The 17,506-nt window shown below is 72.0% G+C and carries 17 protein-coding genes; 10 read left to right on the top strand and 7 right to left on the bottom strand.

Annotated elements, in window-relative coordinates; all coding sequences use genetic code 11:
- Positions 1-2: 2 nt before the first annotated feature.
- Genes F8R89_RS20730 through F8R89_RS20715 form a run of 4 tightly spaced genes read right to left on the bottom strand, consistent with a single transcriptional unit; the run spans position 3 to position 3,473 of the window.
- The gene (locus F8R89_RS20730) at positions 3-971 is read right to left on the bottom strand and encodes a complex I subunit 1/NuoH family protein (RefSeq protein WP_151785367.1); all 969 of its coding nucleotides are present in this window, start codon (positions 969-971) and stop codon (positions 3-5) included.
- The gene (locus F8R89_RS20725; RefSeq protein WP_151785366.1) at positions 968-2,365 is read right to left on the bottom strand and encodes an NADH-quinone oxidoreductase subunit C; all 1,398 of its coding nucleotides are present in this window, start codon (positions 2,363-2,365) and stop codon (positions 968-970) included. The genes F8R89_RS20730 and F8R89_RS20725 overlap by 4 nt, the downstream gene beginning before the upstream one ends.
- Complete coding sequence (locus tag F8R89_RS20720; protein WP_151785365.1) at positions 2,362-3,060, bottom strand: NADH-quinone oxidoreductase subunit B; 699 nt, start codon at positions 3,058-3,060, stop codon at positions 2,362-2,364. The genes F8R89_RS20725 and F8R89_RS20720 overlap by 4 nt, the downstream gene beginning before the upstream one ends.
- On the bottom strand, positions 3,051-3,473 hold the full coding sequence (locus tag F8R89_RS20715; protein ID WP_055622584.1) for an NADH-quinone oxidoreductase subunit A: 423 nt from the start codon (positions 3,471-3,473) through the stop codon (positions 3,051-3,053). The genes F8R89_RS20720 and F8R89_RS20715 overlap by 10 nt, the downstream gene beginning before the upstream one ends.
- 343 nt (positions 3,474-3,816) lie before the next feature.
- Between F8R89_RS20715 and F8R89_RS20710 the strand changes: the two genes are divergently transcribed.
- The 5 genes from F8R89_RS20710 (at position 3,817) to F8R89_RS20690 (ending at position 10,869) form a co-directional block, all read left to right on the top strand.
- Entirely contained in the window at positions 3,817-5,025 is a 1,209-nt protein-coding gene (locus tag F8R89_RS20710; RefSeq protein ID WP_151785364.1) for a sensor histidine kinase, read from the top strand.
- A 124-nt stretch (positions 5,026-5,149) separates the two neighbouring features.
- On the top strand, positions 5,150-6,511 hold the full coding sequence (locus tag F8R89_RS20705) for a sensor histidine kinase (protein ID WP_151785363.1): 1,362 nt from the start codon (positions 5,150-5,152) through the stop codon (positions 6,509-6,511).
- A 342-nt stretch (positions 6,512-6,853) separates the two neighbouring features.
- Positions 6,854-7,513 carry a response regulator transcription factor gene (locus F8R89_RS20700; RefSeq protein WP_283288202.1) on the top strand — a complete coding sequence of 220 codons (660 nt, stop codon included), beginning with the start codon at positions 6,854-6,856 and terminating at the stop codon, positions 7,511-7,513.
- A 352-nt stretch (positions 7,514-7,865) separates the two neighbouring features.
- Positions 7,866-9,797, top strand: coding sequence for a 2-oxoacid:acceptor oxidoreductase subunit alpha (locus F8R89_RS20695; RefSeq protein WP_151785362.1), 1,932 nt, complete (start codon positions 7,866-7,868; stop codon positions 9,795-9,797).
- Complete coding sequence (locus F8R89_RS20690) at positions 9,790-10,869, top strand: 2-oxoacid:ferredoxin oxidoreductase subunit beta (protein WP_151785361.1); 1,080 nt, start codon at positions 9,790-9,792, stop codon at positions 10,867-10,869. Before F8R89_RS20695 ends, F8R89_RS20690 begins: the two co-directional genes overlap by 8 nt.
- Positions 10,870-11,106: 237 nt before the next feature.
- On the opposite strand, the gene F8R89_RS20685 is transcribed toward F8R89_RS20690, so the two are convergent.
- Positions 11,107-11,547: a winged helix-turn-helix transcriptional regulator gene (locus F8R89_RS20685; protein ID WP_413251263.1), complete on the bottom strand. Its 441-nt coding sequence runs from the start codon at positions 11,545-11,547 to the stop codon at positions 11,107-11,109.
- Between the two features lie 89 nt (positions 11,548-11,636).
- Between F8R89_RS20685 and F8R89_RS20680 the strand changes: the two genes are divergently transcribed.
- The 4 genes from F8R89_RS20680 to F8R89_RS20665 all read left to right on the top strand — a co-directional run bounded on the left by F8R89_RS20680 (position 11,637) and on the right by F8R89_RS20665 (position 15,380).
- Entirely contained in the window at positions 11,637-12,491 is an 855-nt protein-coding gene (locus F8R89_RS20680; protein WP_151785360.1) for an SDR family oxidoreductase, read from the top strand.
- Between the two features lie 145 nt (positions 12,492-12,636).
- Entirely contained in the window at positions 12,637-13,599 is a 963-nt protein-coding gene (rarD, locus tag F8R89_RS20675; RefSeq protein WP_151785359.1) for an EamA family transporter RarD, read from the top strand.
- Positions 13,600-13,815: 216 nt separating this feature from the next.
- Complete coding sequence (locus F8R89_RS20670; RefSeq protein WP_151785358.1) at positions 13,816-14,292, top strand: VOC family protein; 477 nt, start codon at positions 13,816-13,818, stop codon at positions 14,290-14,292.
- A gap of 140 nt (positions 14,293-14,432) precedes the next feature.
- Entirely contained in the window at positions 14,433-15,380 is a 948-nt protein-coding gene (locus tag F8R89_RS20665) for a M28 family metallopeptidase (RefSeq protein ID WP_151785357.1), read from the top strand.
- Here the strand turns inward: F8R89_RS20665 and F8R89_RS20660 are convergent.
- Positions 15,377-16,678 (bottom strand): tetratricopeptide repeat protein, encoded by a 1,302-nt coding sequence (locus F8R89_RS20660; protein WP_151785356.1) that lies wholly within the window; start codon positions 16,676-16,678, stop codon positions 15,377-15,379. The genes F8R89_RS20665 and F8R89_RS20660 overlap by 4 nt on opposite strands.
- A gap of 7 nt (positions 16,679-16,685) precedes the next feature.
- Complete coding sequence (locus F8R89_RS36235; RefSeq protein ID WP_192806180.1) at positions 16,686-16,838, bottom strand: hypothetical protein; 153 nt, start codon at positions 16,836-16,838, stop codon at positions 16,686-16,688.
- A 63-nt stretch (positions 16,839-16,901) separates the two neighbouring features.
- Here F8R89_RS36235 and F8R89_RS20655 point away from each other — a divergent pair, with 63 nt between their 5' ends.
- On the top strand, positions 16,902-17,450 hold the full coding sequence (locus F8R89_RS20655; RefSeq protein WP_151785355.1) for a DUF6668 family protein: 549 nt from the start codon (positions 16,902-16,904) through the stop codon (positions 17,448-17,450).
- Positions 17,451-17,506 lie beyond the last annotated feature (56 nt).

Below are 17,506 nucleotides of genomic sequence, written 5' to 3'. Positions count from 1 at the left end.
GGTTACTGGATCACCACCTTGACGATGCCGGTGAGGGCGATCTGGGCGAGGGAGAGGGGGACGAGGAGGGTCCAGGAGAGCTTCTGCAACTGGTCCTCGCGCAGTCGGGGGTAGGTGACGCGCAGCCAGATCACGATGAACGCGAGGACGGCCGTCTTCAGCAGGGTCCAGACCCAGCCGAGACCGTCGGCACCCCAGGGGCCGTGCCAACCGCCCAGGAACAGGACGGTGGTCAGCCCGCACAGGACGACGATCCCGGCGTACTCGGCGAGGAGGAAGAGAGCGAAACGCAGACCGGTGTACTCGGTGTAGGCGCCGAAGATGATCTCCGAGTCGGCGACGGGCATGTCGAAGGGCGGGCGCTGGAGTTCGGCGAGACCGGCGACGAAGAAGACGATCGCGCCGACGATCTGCCAGGGCAGCCACCACCACTCGAACGCGTCGAGGATGCCGACGAGGGAGACCGTGCCGGCCGCCATCGCGACGGAGGCGGCGGTCAGCAGCATCGGGAGTTCATAGGCCAGGAGCTGGGCGGCTGTCCGCAGACCGCCGAGGAGGGAGAACTTGTTGGCGGAGGCCCAACCGGCCATGAGCGAGCCGAGGACGCCCACGCCCATGACCGCCAGGACGAAGAAGATCCCCGCGTCGACGACCTCGCCGACCGCGCCCTCGCCCGGGCCGATGGGGATGGCCAGAAGGACGAGCAGATAGGGAAGGAGGGCCACCGCGGGAGCGAGCTGGAAGATGCGGCGGTCGGCGCCGGCCGGGACCACGTCCTCCTTCTGCGCGAACTTCACGCCGTCGGCGACGAGCTGGGCCCAGCCGTGGAAGCCGCCGGCGTACATGGGGCCGAGGCGGCCCTGCATATGAGCCATCACCTTGTGCTCGGTCTGGCCGACGAGCAGCGGGAAGGTGAGGAAGACGACGAAGACGATCAGGAGTCGCAGGGTGACGTCGAGAGCGTCGTTCACCGCGGGCCTCCTGCGGGGTCGGTGCCTTCGTCGGGGCGGGGGGTGCGCTGGTCGTCCTGGTCGGTCTGGCCGTCCTGGTCGGTCTCGCCGTCACGGTTGCCCTGGCTGTCCTGGCCGGTCTGGCCGTCCCGGTTGGCCTGGCCGTCCCGGCTGACCTGCCCGTCCCGGTCGGTCTCGCCGTCCCGGTTGTCCTGGCTCTCCTGGTCGCCGTGGCTCTCCCGGTCGCCCTCGCGTTCGGGCTGTGATCCGGCGTGCTTCTCGGCGGCGTCGGGGGACGGTTCCTCGAAGGCCGGGCGGGCGTGGTGCCAAGGGGCGTCCGGGCTGCGCGGGGTCCGGGGGGCAGCGGCAGCCGGTCCGTCCTCCGGGGCCGGGGCTGGGGCTGGAGCCGGAGTCGCGGGGGCTTGGGCTTCCGGTGCCGGGCGCTGGCTGGCCGAGCCCTCAGAGGCACTGCGGGAGCGGCGGGGGGCGACCGGGGTGCGCTGGGACGCCGAGCCCTCGCTCGCGCTGCGGGACCGGCGGGCCGGGGGCGCGGCGGTGCCGGGGTCGGCCGGGGTCCCGGTCTCCGGCGCCGGGGTGGTCTGGCTGGCGGAGCCCTGGGCCGCCGTACGGGTGCGGCGGGGGCGGGTGCCCGCGGCGGGAGTGCCCTCCGACGCAGTGCCCGCCGCGGTGCTGGCCGCAGTGCCTGGTGCCGCGGACGGCGCCTCGCCTGCCTGGGTCGCGGAGCCTTCGGCGGCGGAGCGGGTGCGGCGTACGGGGCGTTCGCCGGTGGTGCGTCCCGCGGCGGTGCGTCCCGCGGCGCGGGCCGGGCGGGACGGGGCGGGCGGGAGTTGGCCCTTCAGCGGGCCCCACTCGTTGGGGTCGGGCACGCCGGGCGGGAGCATCTGGCGGCGCTTGGGGCCGCCGTGCTCGGACTCGCCGGGTTCCTTGGCGCCCGGCCACGCCTTGGCGACGCGGGCGGCCAGGACGAAGTCCTTGCGGAGGGGGTGGCCCTCGAAGTTCTCCGGGAGGAGGAGGTGGTCGAGGCCGGGGTGGTCGGTGAACTCCACGCCGAACATCTCGTGGGTCTCGCGTTCGTGCCAGGCCGCTCCCGCGTAGACGCCGACGGCGGAGGGGAGGGCGGGCGCGTCGTGCGGGACGGTGGTGCGGACGAGGAGACGGCGTACCGGCGCGAGGGCGGCCACGTGGGCGGCGACGCGGAAGCCGGTGCCGGGTTCGTCGACGGCGCTGAGCCAGTCGAAGTAGGTGCAGCCGAGGGAGTCGCGGGCGGTCTCCAGGGCGGTGATCCAGGCGGCCGGGGGCACGTCGACCGTGAGGACGTCGTAGGACTCCTCGGCCGTGGCGTCCGGGCCGAACAGTTCCTCGACCGGGGTGGGCAGCCAGCCGACCGTCGTCATCGACCGGCCTCCCCGGCGTCGGGGCCGGCGTCGGCGTCGGCGTCGGTGCCGGTGCCGGTGCCGGTGCCGGTGCCGCCGTCGGCCGACCGGGTGTCCGGGGTGCCCGGTGTCTCCGGCCCCCGTACCAAGCCGCTCTGGAGGGCAGTCGTGGACGGGCGGTGGGTCGCGTAGCGGTCGCCGAGCGACTCCTGAGCGATCTTCTCCTGGAGCTTGAGGATGCCCTGGAGGAGCGCCTCGGGGCGCGGCGGGCAGCCGGGGACGTAGACGTCGACCGGGATGATCTGGTCGACGCCCTTGGTGACGGAGTAGGAGTCCCAGTAGGGGCCGCCGCAGTTCGAGCAGGCGCCGAAGGAGATGACGTACTTCGGCTCGGGCATCTGCTCGTACAGGCGCTTCACGGCCGGTGCCATCTTGTCGGTCACCGTGCCGGAGACGACCATCAGGTCGGCCTGCCGGGGGCCGGGGGCGAACGGGATCACGCCGAGCCGGATGAAGTCGTGGCGGGCCATCGACGCGGCGATGAACTCGATGGCGCAACAGGCGAGACCGAAGTTGAAGACCCAGAGCGAGTAGCGGCGGCCCCAGTTGAGGATCACCTTCATCGGCTCCGGGGCGAGCCGGGCAAGGGCGCCCAGCCGCTTCGGCTCCGGCAGCAGTACCGGCTGCTCGTTGGTGGTGTCTGGCGTCACGTCCATGCCAGGACGCCCTTCTTGTATGCGTAGAGCAGGCCCACGGCCAGGAACCCCAGGAAGACGAACATCTCGACGAGCGTGGTGGCGCCGTAGCCCGGGGCGGCGAAGACCGTCGCCCAGGGGAAGAGGAAGATCGAGTCGATCGCGAAGATCACGTAGAGGAACGCGTACACGTAGTAGCGGACCTGGGTGTGGGCCCAGCCCTCGCCGACGGGGTCGACGCCGCACTCGTACGTGAGCAGTTTCTCGGGCGTGGGGACCACGGGACGCAGCAGGCGGCCCGCGCCGAAGGCGACGGCGACGAACAGCACGCCGACGACGGCCAGCAGTCCGACGACCGAGTAGGACTGGAAGTAGTCCGCCGAGACGACGACGTCATACGCATCCGCCGCGACGACGACGGTCTGTTCCGACACGTCCGCCCCTCGCTCCCTGACCTCGTGACCGATGTCCCAGGACCGGGCTCGTCCGGCCCGTCCGGGCCGGTGTCCTGCGACCGTGATCTCGTGAACAGTGCCGTGAGCCCCGCTGCCGACGCTGTTCGACGATCTGTACGCACGGGAGTCTAGGCCCTGCTAAAGACACCGTAAGCAGCCCGTCACGCCTCGGGTTACCCGTGGGACGCGGCGAACCTGTCTCGCGGGGCGCCACCGCGCTTGTGCCAGGCCCTTGTTCGCGCCCGGAGGTGGGGTTTTCCCCAGGGCACGCAGGCGGTCCACTCCATGGCGCGACGGCTGCGGGCGCGGCACGCTGACCCGTATGACCGAACGCCCCAGCCCCTCCCCCGGCGCCTCCGTGCCCTCCGGGACCACGCAGCCGCCGCTGCCGCCCGCCCGTTTCGCCTACGACCGGCACACCTGGAAGGAGATCGCCCACCTGCTGGCGAACTTCCCGCTGTCGCTGCTGGGCTTCGTCTATGTGATGACGGTGCTGGTGACCGGTGCCGCCCTGACGTTGACGGTGATCGGGTTCCCGCTGCTCGCGGCCGGGCTGATGGGGGCGCGGCAGTTGGGCAGGCTGGAGCGGGCACGCGCGCGTGCGCTGCTCGGGGTGCGGGTGGACGAGCCGAGCCGGCTGCCGTTGCGTGGCGGGCGAGACGGTTTCTTTCCGCAGTTGTGGCTGGCGTTGAAAGACCCGGTGGGCTGGCGGACTGCCCTGTACGACTTCATCCGGCTGCCCTGGGGCATCCTCACCTTCGTCGTCACCCTGACGTCGTTGTTCGTGCTGTGGCCGGTGCTGCCGTTCATCGCGCGCGGTCTGTCGAACGTGGACCGGGCGATGGTGCGCGGTCTGCTGTCGCCGTCCGACGAGCTGGAGCGCCGTATCGCCGAGCTGGAGTCGGACCGCGGGGTCGTCGTCGACACGGCGGCCGCCGATCTGCGCCGTATCGAACGCGACCTGCACGACGGGGCGCAGGCCCGTCTGGTCAACCTGGCCATGGGGCTGGGCCTGGCCAAGGAGAAGCTGCTGGAGGACCCGGACGCGGCGGCGGAGATGGTCGCGGAGGCGCACGGCGAGGTGAAGCTCGCCCTGCAGGAGCTGCGCGATCTGGCGCGCGGCATCCACCCGGCCGTACTGACCGACCGGGGGCTGGACGCCGCCCTGTCCTCGGTCGCCTCGCGGTGCACGGTGCCGGTGAAGGTGACCGTGGACCTGCCGGCCAGACCGGCGGAGGCCATCGAGGGCATCGCCTACTTCACCGTCTCCGAGCTGCTGCAGAACGTCAGCAAGCACAGCGCGGCGGCGTCGGCGTCGGTGGACGTGTGGCGCCGGGACGACCGGCTGCTCATCCAGGTGCGGGACGACGGGCGCGGAGGCGCGCGCCTGGACGGCGGCACGGGTATGCGCGGGCTCGCGGACCGGCTGGGTGCCGTGGACGGGCTGTTCGTCGTCGACTCGCCGGACGGCGGCCCGACGACGGTGACGGCCGAGCTGCCGTGGCGACCGCGTGCCGCCGCCCAGGGGTAGGGAAAACCCCCCGTTCAAGACGCCGACGGTCTCCATGGTCCGCGGACCCGCGGTCGAGGAGGGTGGAGGTACGACGGCACAGCCCCGGACGGGGCTGACGGGACGAGGAGAACGGACGACGCCGATGGCCACGGAGTACGGACAGGGCTACGGGCACGGGCTCGGTTACCCCGAGCACGGGCTTCCCGAGCACGCCGAGCGGCGGCACCGGGTGCCGGCCGTGCTGCGCGCGCCGTTCGAGGCGCGCACCTGGCGGGAGTTCGGTTACGTCCTGCTGGGGCTGCCGATCAGCATCATGCTGTTCGTGTACGCCGTCACGATGGTGTCGCTGGGCGCGGGCCTGCTGGTGACGTTCCTGGGTGTGCCGGTGCTGGCAGCGGCTCTCGCCGGCTGCCGGGGCTTCGGCGTGCTGGAGCGGACCCGCGCGCGGGCGCTGCTCCACCTGGACGTGGGCGACCCGGAGCCGCTGCGGACCCGGCGGGGCGGTTTCATGGCGTGGATCGGCGCCGTACTGAAGAGCGGCACGTCCTGGCGGGCGCTGCTGTACGCGGTGGTCAACTTCCCGTGGGCGGTGTTCTCCTTCGCCGTCGCGGTGAGCTTCTGGACGTACGGGTGGGCGCTGCTGACGTATCCGCTGTGGTTCTGGGTCTTCCCGGTCTGGGCGGGGCAGGACGGTCTGCAGCTGTTCGGCGACGAGACGCACAACATCTACCTCGACAACCCGTTCGAGATCACGGTCACCGCGCTGGTCGGGCTCGTCTTCACGCTGGCGACTCCGTGGATCGTGCGGGCGCTGACGACGGTCGACCGGGTGATGGTGCACGGTCTGCTCGGGCCGTCGCGGCTGGCCACGCGTGTGGTGGAGCTGGAGTCGGACCGCGGGACCGTCGTGGACACGGCCGCCGCCGACCTGCGGCGCATCGAGCGGGACCTGCACGACGGGGCGCAGGCCCGTCTGGTGGCGCTGGCGATGGACCTGGGGCTGGCGAAGGAGAAGCTGGCGGAGGACCCGCGGGCCGCGGCGAAGATGGTCGACGAGGCGCACGGCGAGGTGAAGACGGCCCTGCAGGAGCTGCGCGACCTGGCCCGCGGCATCCACCCGGCGGTCCTGACCGACCGCGGGCTGGACGCGGCCCTGTCGGCGGTGGCCTCGCGGTGCACGGTGCCGGTGGAGGTCCAGGTCGATCTGGAGGGGCGTCCGGTGCCGGCGATCGAGGGCATCGCGTACTTCACGGTCTCCGAGCTGCTGCAGAACATCAGCAAGCACGCGCGGGCCACCTGGGCGTCGGTGGACGTGTGGCGGGTGGAGAACCGGCTGATGCTGCAGGTCGCGGACAACGGGGTGGGCGGCGCCGACGTGTCGGCCGGCTCGGGCCTCGCGGGGCTCGCGGAGCGGCTGGACGCGGTCGACGGCATCCTCGTCGTCGACTCGCCGAAGGGCGGGCCGACCCGCATCACGGCGGAGCTGCCGTGGCGGACCGTATAGAACCGTCCCCGCTCCGAGCGGGGAGATGAGCGAGGGATCCGGCTCCCGGTACCGCGGGGCCGGATCCGCCGTGTGACGAGTACGGAGTACGAAGCAGGCACCGAGCACCCTCCGCCGGCCGTCCGTACGGGCGACCGGCATCCGCGTGCGGCTCCCCCGGCCGCGCCCGGCCCCGAACCGCGTCCCCGAGTTGTCCACAGGCCAGTTGCAGCCGAGGCCCGTTGTCCACAGGCCCCCTACGAGCGGGCCTCAAGCGGGATACTGAGATCGCGAGGACGTCAGGGCCGGGGGGATGCTCGGCCGAATCCAGGGCACGGGGGGCCGAGGATCGTGGAGGACAGGGTGCGGGTGGTCATCGCCGAGGATTCGGTGCTGCTGAGGGAGGGACTGACGCGGCTGCTGACCGACCGCGGGCACGACGTGGTGGCGGGGGTCGGGGACGGCGCGGCGCTGATCAAGACCATCACGGAGCTGGACGCGCAGGGTGAGCTGCCGGACGTCGTGGTCGCGGACGTACGGATGCCGCCGACGCACACGGACGAAGGGGTGCGGGCGGCCGTGCAGCTGCGCAAGGCGCACCCCGGGCTCGGGGTACTCGTCCTCTCGCAGTACGTGGAGGAGCGGTACGCCACCGAGCTGCTGGCCGGGTCCAGCCGCGGGGTCGGCTATCTGCTGAAGGACCGCGTGGCGGAGGTCAGGGAGTTCGTGGACGCCGTGGTGCGGGTGGCCCAGGGGGGTACGGCCCTCGACCCGGAGGTCGTGGCCCAGCTGCTGGGCCGCAGCCGCAAGCAGGACGTGCTGGCCGGGCTCACCCCTCGCGAGCGGGAGGTGCTCGGGCTGATGGCGGAGGGCCGGACCAACTCGGCGATCGCCCGGCAGCTGGTCGTGAGCGACGGAGCCGTCGAGAAGCACGTCAGCAACATCTTCCTCAAGCTCGGGCTGTCCCCGAGCGACGGGGACCACCGGCGGGTGCTCGCGGTCCTCACCTATCTGAACTCCTGACCGAACTTCGGCGCGGCCGGGCGGGTGATCGCCAGGCGATCTGTCCACGTCGGGCGGTCGGTCCACGTCCGGCATCGGTCCACGTCGGCCGATCGGACCTCGTCCGGCAATCGATCCGCGTCGGGCGATCAGCCGCCCGGGATTCGGCAACCGAACAAAGAACTCAAAGCGTCTTCAAGTCCAGCGCCGGGGGGCGTGTGAATCATGGGGAGCAAAGGCGGGGCACGTTTTCATCATCAAGTCCGTCATGCGAATGGCCCCGGGAGGGCGACCTTTGCGGACGTAGGGTTGATCCTGGGAAGGCTTGCGGAAGGCCATGCCCAGACAGCCGCCTCGAGGGAGGTCCAGTTCAGTGACCAGCCAGGTCAGTAGCCCAGCGGAGCAGGCCGACGAAGCCGTCGTGGGAGAGCAGCGCAAACCGGCGGGAACGACGAAGGACGTACGCCGGCTGGACCGGGTGATCATCCGTTTCGCCGGGGACTCGGGCGACGGTATGCAGCTCACCGGCGACCGGTTCACCTCGGAGACGGCGTCCTTCGGCAACGACCTGTCGACCCTGCCGAACTTCCCCGCGGAGATCCGTGCCCCCGCCGGCACCCTGCCGGGCGTGTCGTCCTTCCAGCTGCACTTCGCCGACCACGACATCCTGACGCCGGGCGACGCGCCGAACGTGCTGGTCGCGATGAATCCGGCGGCCCTCAAGGCGAATATCGGTGATCTTCCGCGGGGTGCGGAGATCATCGTCAACACGGACGAGTTCACCAAACGGGCGATGCAGAAGGTCGGCTATGAGACCTCGCCTCTGGAGGACGGTTCCCTCGACGGTTACAGCCTTCATCCGGTGCCGCTGACCACCTTGACGGTGGAGGCGCTGAAGGAATTCGATCTCAGCCGTAAAGAGGCCGAGCGCAGCAAGAACATGTTCGCGCTGGGCCTGCTGAGCTGGATGTATCACCGGCCCACCGAGGGCACGGAGAAGTTCCTGAAGTCGAAGTTCGCCAAGAAGCCCGATATCGCGGCCGCCAATATCGCCGCCTACCGCGCCGGGTGGAACTTCGGCGAGACGACGGAGGACTTCGCCGTCTCCTACGAGATCGCCCCGGCGACGAAGGCGTTCCCCGTCGGCACCTACCGGAACATCTCCGGGAACCTCGCGCTGTCCTACGGCCTGATCGCCGCGTCCCGGCAGGCCGACCTGCCGTTGTACCTGGGCTCGTACCCGATCACCCCGGCCTCGGACATCCTGCACGAGCTGAGCCGGCACAAGAACTTCGGTGTGCGCACCTTCCAGGCGGAGGACGAGATCGCCGGTATCGGGGCGGCGCTCGGCGCGGCCTTCGGCGGTTCGCTCGCGGTGACGACGACGTCCGGGCCGGGTGTGGCCCTGAAGTCGGAGACCATCGGGCTCGCCGTGTCGCTGGAGCTGCCGCTGCTGGTGATCGACATCCAGCGCGGCGGACCGTCGACAGGTCTGCCGACCAAGACCGAGCAGGCGGACCTGCTGCAGGCGATGTACGGACGCAACGGCGAGGCGCCGGTCCCGGTGATCGCCCCGCGCACCCCGGCGGACTGCTTCGACGCGGCCCTGGAGGCGGCCCGGATCGCCCTGACGTACCGCACGCCGGTGATGCTGCTGTCGGACGGTTACCTGGCCAACGGCTCCGAGCCGTGGCGCATCCCGGACCTGGACGAGCTGCCGGACCTGACCGTGCAGTTCGCCCAGGGCCCGAACCACACCCTGGACGACGGCAGCGAGGTCTTCTGGCCGTACAAGCGCGACCCGCAGACGCTCGCTCGCCCGTGGGCCGTCCCGGGCACGCCGGGTCTCGAGCACCGCATCGGCGGCATCGAGAAGGAGGACGGCACGGGCAACATCTCGTACGCCCCCGCGAACCACGACTTCATGGTCCGCACCCGCCAGGCGAAGATCGACGGCATCGAGGTCCCGGACCTGGAGGTCGACGACCCGGACGAGGCGAACACCCTGGTGCTGGGCTGGGGATCGACGTACGGCCCGATCACGGCCGCGGTCCGCCGGCTGCGCACCGCGGGAGAGGCCGTGGCGCAGGCCCATCTGCGTCATCTGAACCCGTTCCCGCGCAACCTGGGAGCGGTGCTCGCGCGGTACGAGAAGGTGGTGATCCCCGAGATGAACCTCGGCCAGCTCGCCACCCTGGTCCGTGCGAAGTACCTGGTGGACGCCCACTCGTACAACCAGGTCAACGGCATGCCGTTCAAGGCGGAACAGCTCGCCAAGGCTCTCAAGGAGGCCATCGATGCCTGAGACGTCCCCGGAAGGCACGGGCACGATCGAGGCGCTCTCGCTCATCCCCAAGGCCACGGCCCGCCAGTCCATGAAGGACTTCAAGTCCGATCAGGAGGTGCGCTGGTGCCCCGGCTGCGGTGACTACGCGATCCTCGCCGCGGTGCAGGGCTTCATGCCGGAGCTGGGCCTGGCCAAGGAGAACATCGTCTTCGTCTCGGGCATCGGCTGCTCGTCGCGCTTCCCCTACTACATGAACACGTACGGGATGCACTCCATCCACGGGCGGGCGCCCGCGATCGCGACGGGGCTCGCGACCTCGCGCCGCGACCTGTCGGTGTGGGTGGTGACGGGTGACGGTGACGCGCTGTCGATCGGCGGCAACCACCTGATCCACGCTCTGCGGCGCAACGTCAACCTCAAGATCCTGCTGTTCAACAACCGGATCTACGGCCTGACGAAGGGCCAGTACTCCCCGACCTCCGAGATCGGCAAGATCACCAAGTCGACCCCGATGGGCTCGCTGGACGCGCCCTTCAACCCGGTCTCGCTCGCGCTCGGCGCGGAGGCGTCGTTCGTGGCGCGCACGGTGGACTCCGACCGCAAGCACCTGACGCAGGTGCTGCGGGAGGCAGCCGCCCACCAGGGGACGGCGCTCATCGAGATCTACCAGAACTGCAACATCTTCAACGACGGCGCCTTCGAGGTGCTGAAGGACAAGCAGCAGGCGGAGGAGGCGGTGATCCGGCTGGAGCACGGGCAGCCGATCCGCTTCGGGACGGACGGTGCGCGCGGTGTCGTGCGGGACGCCGCCACGGGTGACCTGAAGGTCGTGGCGGTGACCCCGGAGAACGAGTCGCAGATCCTGGTCCACGACGCCCACTCCGCGTCCCCGACGACGGCGTTCGCGCTGTCCCGGCTGGCCGACCCGGACACCCTGCACCACACGCCGATCGGTGTGTTCCGCTCGGTGGAGCGGCCGGTGTACGACACGCTCATGTCCGAACAGCTCGACACCGCGATCGAGCAGAACGGCAAGGGCGATCTGGCCGCGCTGCTGGCGGGCGGGGACACCTGGACGGTCCTGGGCTGACGTCCCGGGCTGACGTCCTGGGCTGACGGGCCCTGGCCCGAGGCAGATGGGGAGGGCGGCCGGGAGCGCGAGCGCGTGCCCGGGCCGCCCTCGGCCACGGTCCGGCGGGCACGCGTCCGGCCGGCACACGTCCGGCTGGCATGCGTCCGGCCGGCACACGTCCGGCGGGCATGCCTCCGGCTGGCATGCCTCCGGCGGACACGCGTCCGGCGCGTACCGCGCCGCCGCCCGGAACCCTCAGTCCCGCCCGGTCGCCGCCTCGCTCTTGCGGCTGTCGTAGGCGGCGCGCGCCCGCTCCACGTCGTCCATCCGGCGCTCGGTCCACAGGGCGAGGGCGCGCACCTGCTCGGCGGCCTCGCGGCCGAGGTCGGTCAGGGAGTAGTCGACCCTCGGCGGGATCACCGGTTTGGCGTCGCGATGGACCAGGCCGTCGCGTTCCAGGGTCTGGAGGGTCTGGGTGAGCATCTTCTCGCTGACGCGCCCGATCGTCCGGCGCAGTTCGCTGAAGCGGTACGGACGGTCGAGCAGTTCCATCAGGACGAGGACGCCCCAGCGGCTGGTGACGTGCTCCAGCACGAGGCGGTACGGGCACATCTCCTCGCCGTCCGTGTACAGGCCGCGAGCCGTACGGGACCGGCGCGACGAGGTGGGTTCGGTCGACACGGTACTTACTGCCATGCCTGTACCTTACTTCAAAGTGGGTACTTTCCTTCAGTTAGCGCCACTCCTAGGGTGGGTGGCACCGCACCCCACAAGGAGTTCTGATCATGAGCATCGTCGTCACCGGAGCCACGGGCCACCTGGGCCGCCACGTCGTGGAGCAGCTGCTGGAGAAGGTGCCGGCCGACCAGGTCACCGCCGTCGCCCGCACCCCCGAGAAGGCCGCCGACCTCGCCGAACACGGCGTACGGATCGCCGTCGCCGACTACAACGCGCCGGAGACCTTCGACGGGCTGTTCGCCGCCGGCGACAAGGTGCTGCTGATCTCCGGCAGCGAGGTCGGCAACGACCGGGTCGGCCAGCACCGGACGGTCATCGAGGCCGCGAAGGCCGCCGGGGTCGCCCTCCTCGCCTACACCAGCGCCCCCGGCACCCTGACCGCCGCCCTCGCCGACGACCACCGGGCCACCGAGGAGGTGCTGCTCGCGTCGGGCGTGCCGTACGTGCTGCTGCGCAACGGCTGGTACCACGAGAACTACACGGAGAACCTCGCTCCGGTGCTGGCGCACAACGCCGTCACGCACGCCGCCGGTGACGGCCGTATCTCCTCCGCCGCCCGTGCCGACTACGCGGCCGCGGCCGTCGCCGTGCTGACCGGCGAGGGGCACGAGAACAAGACGTACGAGCTGGGCGGCGACGTCGCCTGGAGCATGGGCGAGTATGCGGCGGAGCTCAGCCGGCAGACCGGCCGGGAGATCGCCGAGAACCGCGTCTCCGCCGAGGTGCTGACCGACATCCTGACCGGTGCCGGGGTCCCCGCGCCGTTCGCCGCGGTACTGGCGGGTGTGGACACCTCGATCGCCAAGGGCGAGCTCGTCGTCGACAGCGGTGACCTCTCCCGTCTGGCGGGCCGCCCGACCACGCCGCTCGCCGAGGCGATCGCCGCCGCGCTCAAGGGCTGAGCCCCTCCGGCCCACCCGGCACACGCGACCCCTGCCTGTCATGACCGTATGGCGATACGGACATGACAGGCAGGGGCCTTCGGCGTTACCTTCGAGCAGGTCGCGGCAGGCGCCGCGGCCGGGGTAAGAGCGTGAAGGAGGGACCGTGACCGGGAAGTCCAGGGGCGAGCGGCACATAGGGCTGCTGAACGGATTCGCGGCCTACGGCATGTGGGGACTGGTCCCCCTCTTCTGGCCGCTGCTCAAGCCGGCCGGAGCCGTCGAGATCCTCGCCCACCGGATGGCGTGGTCCCTGGTGTTCGTCGCGGTCGCGCTCGCCTTCGTACGGCGCTGGGCCTGGGCGGGCGAGCTGCTGCGGCAGCCCCGGCGGCTCGCGCTGGTCGCGGTGGCCGCCGCGGTGATCACGGTCAACTGGGGCGTCTACATCTGGTCCGTGAACTCGGGTCATGTGGTCGAGGCGTCGCTCGGGTACTTCATCAATCCGCTCGTCACCATCGCCATGGGCGTGCTGCTCCTGAAGGAACGGCTGCGGCCCGTGCAGTGGGCGGCGGTCGGGGTCGGCTTCGCCGCGGTCGTCGTCCTGACGATCGGTTACGGCCGGCCGCCGTGGATCTCCCTCACCCTCGCCTTCTCGTTCGCCACGTACGGGCTCGTGAAGAAGAAGGTCGATCTCGGCGGGGTGGAGTCGCTGGCCGCCGAGACGGCCATCCAGTTCCTGCCCGCCGTGGCCTATCTGGTGTGGCTGTCGGCGCGGGGCGAGTCGACGTTCGCGACGGAGGGCGCCGGGCACATGGCGCTGCTCGCGGCCACCGGTGTCGTCACCGCCCTGCCGCTCGTCTGCTTCGGCGCGGCGGCGATCCGCGTGCCGCTGTCGACGCTGGGTCTGCTCCAGTACCTGGCGCCGGTCTTCCAGTTCCTGCTCGGCATCCTGTACTTCCACGAGGCCATGCCGGCCGAGCGGTGGGCCGGGTTCGCGCTGGTGTGGCTGGCGCTCACGCTGCTCACGGCGGACGCGTGGCGCTCCGCGCGGCGGGCCCGGGTGGCCGCCGCGATCGCCCGCGCCCCGCGCACGGCGGAGAAGCCGGCGTCGGCGGCCGTGGACGCCTGACGGAGACGCCGGCCTCGGGGACACCGTGGACGCCTGCCGTAGAAGCCGCCTCGGCGGCCGTCGACGTCTGACAGAGAAGCCCGCCTTGGCGGCCGTGGACGCCTGACGGTCCGCCCGGCCGCCCCCTTCACACGTCTCCCCACGCCCAAACGCCTGCTTTACGCCGACTGGCGATATCCGTTGCGCCCGGGACAACGGCCCCCTAGAAGTGGTCGCATGACTCAGGAATCCGGGAGCCGACCCGCCCCGCTGCACTGGAAACTCGTCGTCGACTGCGCCGATCCGCAGGCCCAGGCCGACTTCTGGGCGGCCGCGCTGCACTACGAGGTCGAGGACAACAACGCGCTCGTCGAACGGCTGCTGCACCTGGGCGCACTGCCCGAGGAGGCCACCGTCGAGTTCCACGGCCGGCGCGCGTTCCGCGACCTGGTGGCCGTACGGCATCCGGACGACCCGTACGACGAGGACAGCGGGACCGGTCTGGGGCGCCGGGTGCTGTTCCAGCGGGTACCGGAGGCGAAGACGGTGAAGAACCGGCTGCACCTGGACCTCCACGCGGGGGCCGGGCGGCGCGAGGCCGAGGTGGAACGGCTGGAGACGCTGGGGGCGACCGTCCTGCGGCGGGTGAAGGAGCCGGGCGGCGAGTGGGTCACGATGACGGACCCGGAGGGCAACGAGTTCTGCGTGCAGTGACACCCGGACCGGTGGGCTCACTGTCCGAACAGCACTCTTGACGGAAAGTCAGATTCCGCCTGACCATCCAGTCACCCCATTCACCCGGATCCCCTGTGGCCATCCCACAGGATCCCCCCTGGACTTCGGGAGCCCCCCACATGATGCTCTCCGTCTCCGGGCGCGCGACGGCGGCTGGTGCCGTCGCGGTCGCCCTCCTGCTCACCGGTGGATCCATAGCGGGCGCGACGCCGGGGGCCGAGGCCCTCGCCGCCGCGCCCGACATCCCGGTGGCAGCCGTGAAGGCGCACCTCGCCCAGTTCCAGTCCATCGCCACCGCCAACGGCGGCAACCGCGCCCACGGCCGCCCCGGCCACAAGGCGTCCCTCGACTACGTGAAGGCCAAGCTGGACGCCGCCGGTTACACGACGACCGTCCAGCAGTTCACGGCGTCCGGCCGCACCGGCTACAACCTGATCGCCGACTGGCCCGGCGGTGACACCGGCCAGGTGCTCATGGCCGGCTCCCACCTCGACGGCGTCACCGCGGGACCCGGCATCAACGACAACGGCTCCGGTTCGGCGGCGGTCCTGGAGACCGCGCTCGCCGTGTCCCGGGCCGGCTACCGGCCCACCAGGCATCTGCGGTTCGCCTGGTGGGGAGCGGAGGAGCTGGGACTCGTCGGCTCCCGCCACTACATCAGCAACCTGTCCAGCGCCAACCGCGCGAAGATCAAGGGCTATCTGAACTTCGACATGATCGGCTCCCCGAACGCCGGCTACTTCGTCTACGACGACGACCCGGCGATCGAGAAGACGTTCAAGGACTACTTCGCCGGCCTCGGCGTCCCGACGGAGATCGAGACCGAGGGCGACGGCCGCTCCGACCACGCGCCCTTCAAGAGCGCGGGCGTGCCGGTGGGCGGGCTGTTCACCGGGGCCGGCCGTACGAAGACCGCGGCGCAGGCCGCCAAGTGGGGCGGCACGTCGGGGCAGTCGTTCGACCGCTGCTACCACGCGTCCTGCGACACGACGTCCAACATCAACGACACCGCCCTCGACCGCAACAGCGACGCCCTCGCCCACGCGGTGTGGGAGCTGTCCGGCTAGGGGGTGTCCTGGGCGCAGGTCGTCCCCTCGGCCCGGGCCGCTCGTGCCGCTCGTGCCGCGAGACGGTCCATACGGGCCCGGGCCGACTCCAGTTCCTCCGCCTCCTCGGCCGCCGGACCGCCCTCGGCCACGAGGTCGCTCCACAGGCCGAGGAGGCCGCGGCCCAGGTCCTGCCCGAGGGCCGGGTCCCGGACGGCGCGCCAGGCCGTGGCCGCGCCCTGGAGACCGCTGTACGCCGCCTCCGCGTCGCCGGCCCGGCGGTACGCCCCTGCCACGTCGAGGGACAGGCCGAGGGCGCGCTCCGGCTCCCCGGCCAAGTAGGCGATGTAGGCGGCGAGTTCGCGCATCCGGAGTACGTCGGTGTGGTCGGGGCCGAGCAGGGCCGAGGCCTCGGCCATCGTCCGCCGTACGAGCTCGTCCGCTTCACCGGTGCGTCCTTCGCCCACCGCGTCGTACACCCGTGCCATCGGTTCGGCGAAGGGCGAGGTGTCGGCGGTGGCAGCGGGCCGCGCGCCGTCGCCCAGCACCGTCTCGGCGACGGCGTCGAAGCCGCGGGGCGGAGTGGGCTGCGGGTCGGGGTCGGGGTCGGGGTCGGAGACGGGGAGCGGGTCCGTGGACGGGGCGGGGTCCGTGGACGGGGCGGAGGCCGGGGACTGGACGGAGGCCGCGGACTGTCGTTCCGGGGCGGCGGGTGCGGTCGGGAGCGGCTGCGGTTCCTGGGCCATGGCATCCGGCCAGGGCGCGCTTTGGGCCGGTGCCTCCATCGACGGCGGTGGTCCGAACTGCCCCAGCGGGGGCGCCACCGTGCCGGGGGCCGCCTCGTCCGTCCGGCCGGACAGCGTCCGCAGCCGGCACGTGGGCGGAGCCTCCTCCTCAGGGGCCCGCGCCGGACGCAGGACCTGGGTGGCCCGGTCCTCCTCGGGCGGCGCGGACGGCGCGGACGGCGCGGGCGCCACCGGCGGACGCGGGGGTTCCGTGCGCAGGGGCTCGGCGGTGTAGCGGCTCGAACCGTCCTGCTCCACGCACAGCGGCACGACGTACCCGATGCGCTCGTCGTGGACCGTCGCGTACACCGGGTGCCCGGCGGCCACGGCGATCCGCTGGAGGTGGGTCAGCACGGCCCGCTGGATCTCCTCGCCGGGCGCCGCGGTGACGGGCACCCCGCCGATGGACGCGGAGGTGCCCGCGCCGGGCCCGGCGGCCGGGACGCGCACGTCGATCGGCGCCGGCGGCACGGTTCGCTCGGCGGACGCGGCACGCTTCTGTTCCCGCTTCATCGCGCGGCTGAGACGAGACATCGCTTCCTCACTCGCATGCGCCGGGCAGGCGGTCGTTCAGGTCGGACACGTCGTCAACGCCGAAGACGTCGTCCACGTACTGTCGAGTCTCTCCGGCCGCGGGCGGCGCGGGCGTCACCGTGACGTCACAGACTCGTTCCAGGAGCTTGTGCCACGTCACGGTGTTCTCATGCCTCACGTGCCACACACCGGGGACGTGGCGTGACGAGGAAGGAACACGGGCATGGGCACCGACATGCGCGAACAGCACGGGCCGTACGGCCGGGGCCCGGACATCTGGCTCCGCGGACCGGTCCCCCTCCCCGACGGCCCTCTGCCTACGCCCCCGCTCCCGCCCGGCACCCCCCGGCGCTTCTCGTGGATCGGTCTGCACGGCGGAGCGGGCGTCACGACCCTCGCGACGGTGTACGGCGGCCGGGACTGCGGGCGGGAGTGGCCCGGCCCGGACGACCCGCACGCCGTGCTGCTGGTCGCGCGCACCCACGCGTCCGGCCTGGCCGCCGTACCCGGCGCCCTCGACCTCTTCCGGCGCGGGGCGACGCCACGGGGGCTGGACCTCGAAGGCGTCGTCCTGGTCGCGGACGCCCCGGGCCGGCTGCCGCGTCCGCTCGCCGAGCGCGTCCGGGTGATCGAGTCGGTGATCGACGTGTACCGGGTGCCGTGGATGCCGGACTGGCGTCTGGGCGACCTGGGTGACCAGGCCGGACCGCGCGGAGGGCACCCGCCCCGGCAGCCGGAGGCGCTGGCGCGGCTGACCGGGCACGGGCGCTGACCATGCCCGTGCCCCCTCCGCCGAGGCCCGCCGCATCCGAGGGACCCGGTCCCCTC

This window comes from Streptomyces sp. SS1-1 (assembly GCF_008973465.1).
Lineage (GTDB): Bacteria > Actinomycetota > Actinomycetes > Streptomycetales > Streptomycetaceae > Streptomyces.
Note: the sequence above shows the minus strand (reverse complement) of the source record. Positions and strands in the feature narration are given on the sequence as shown.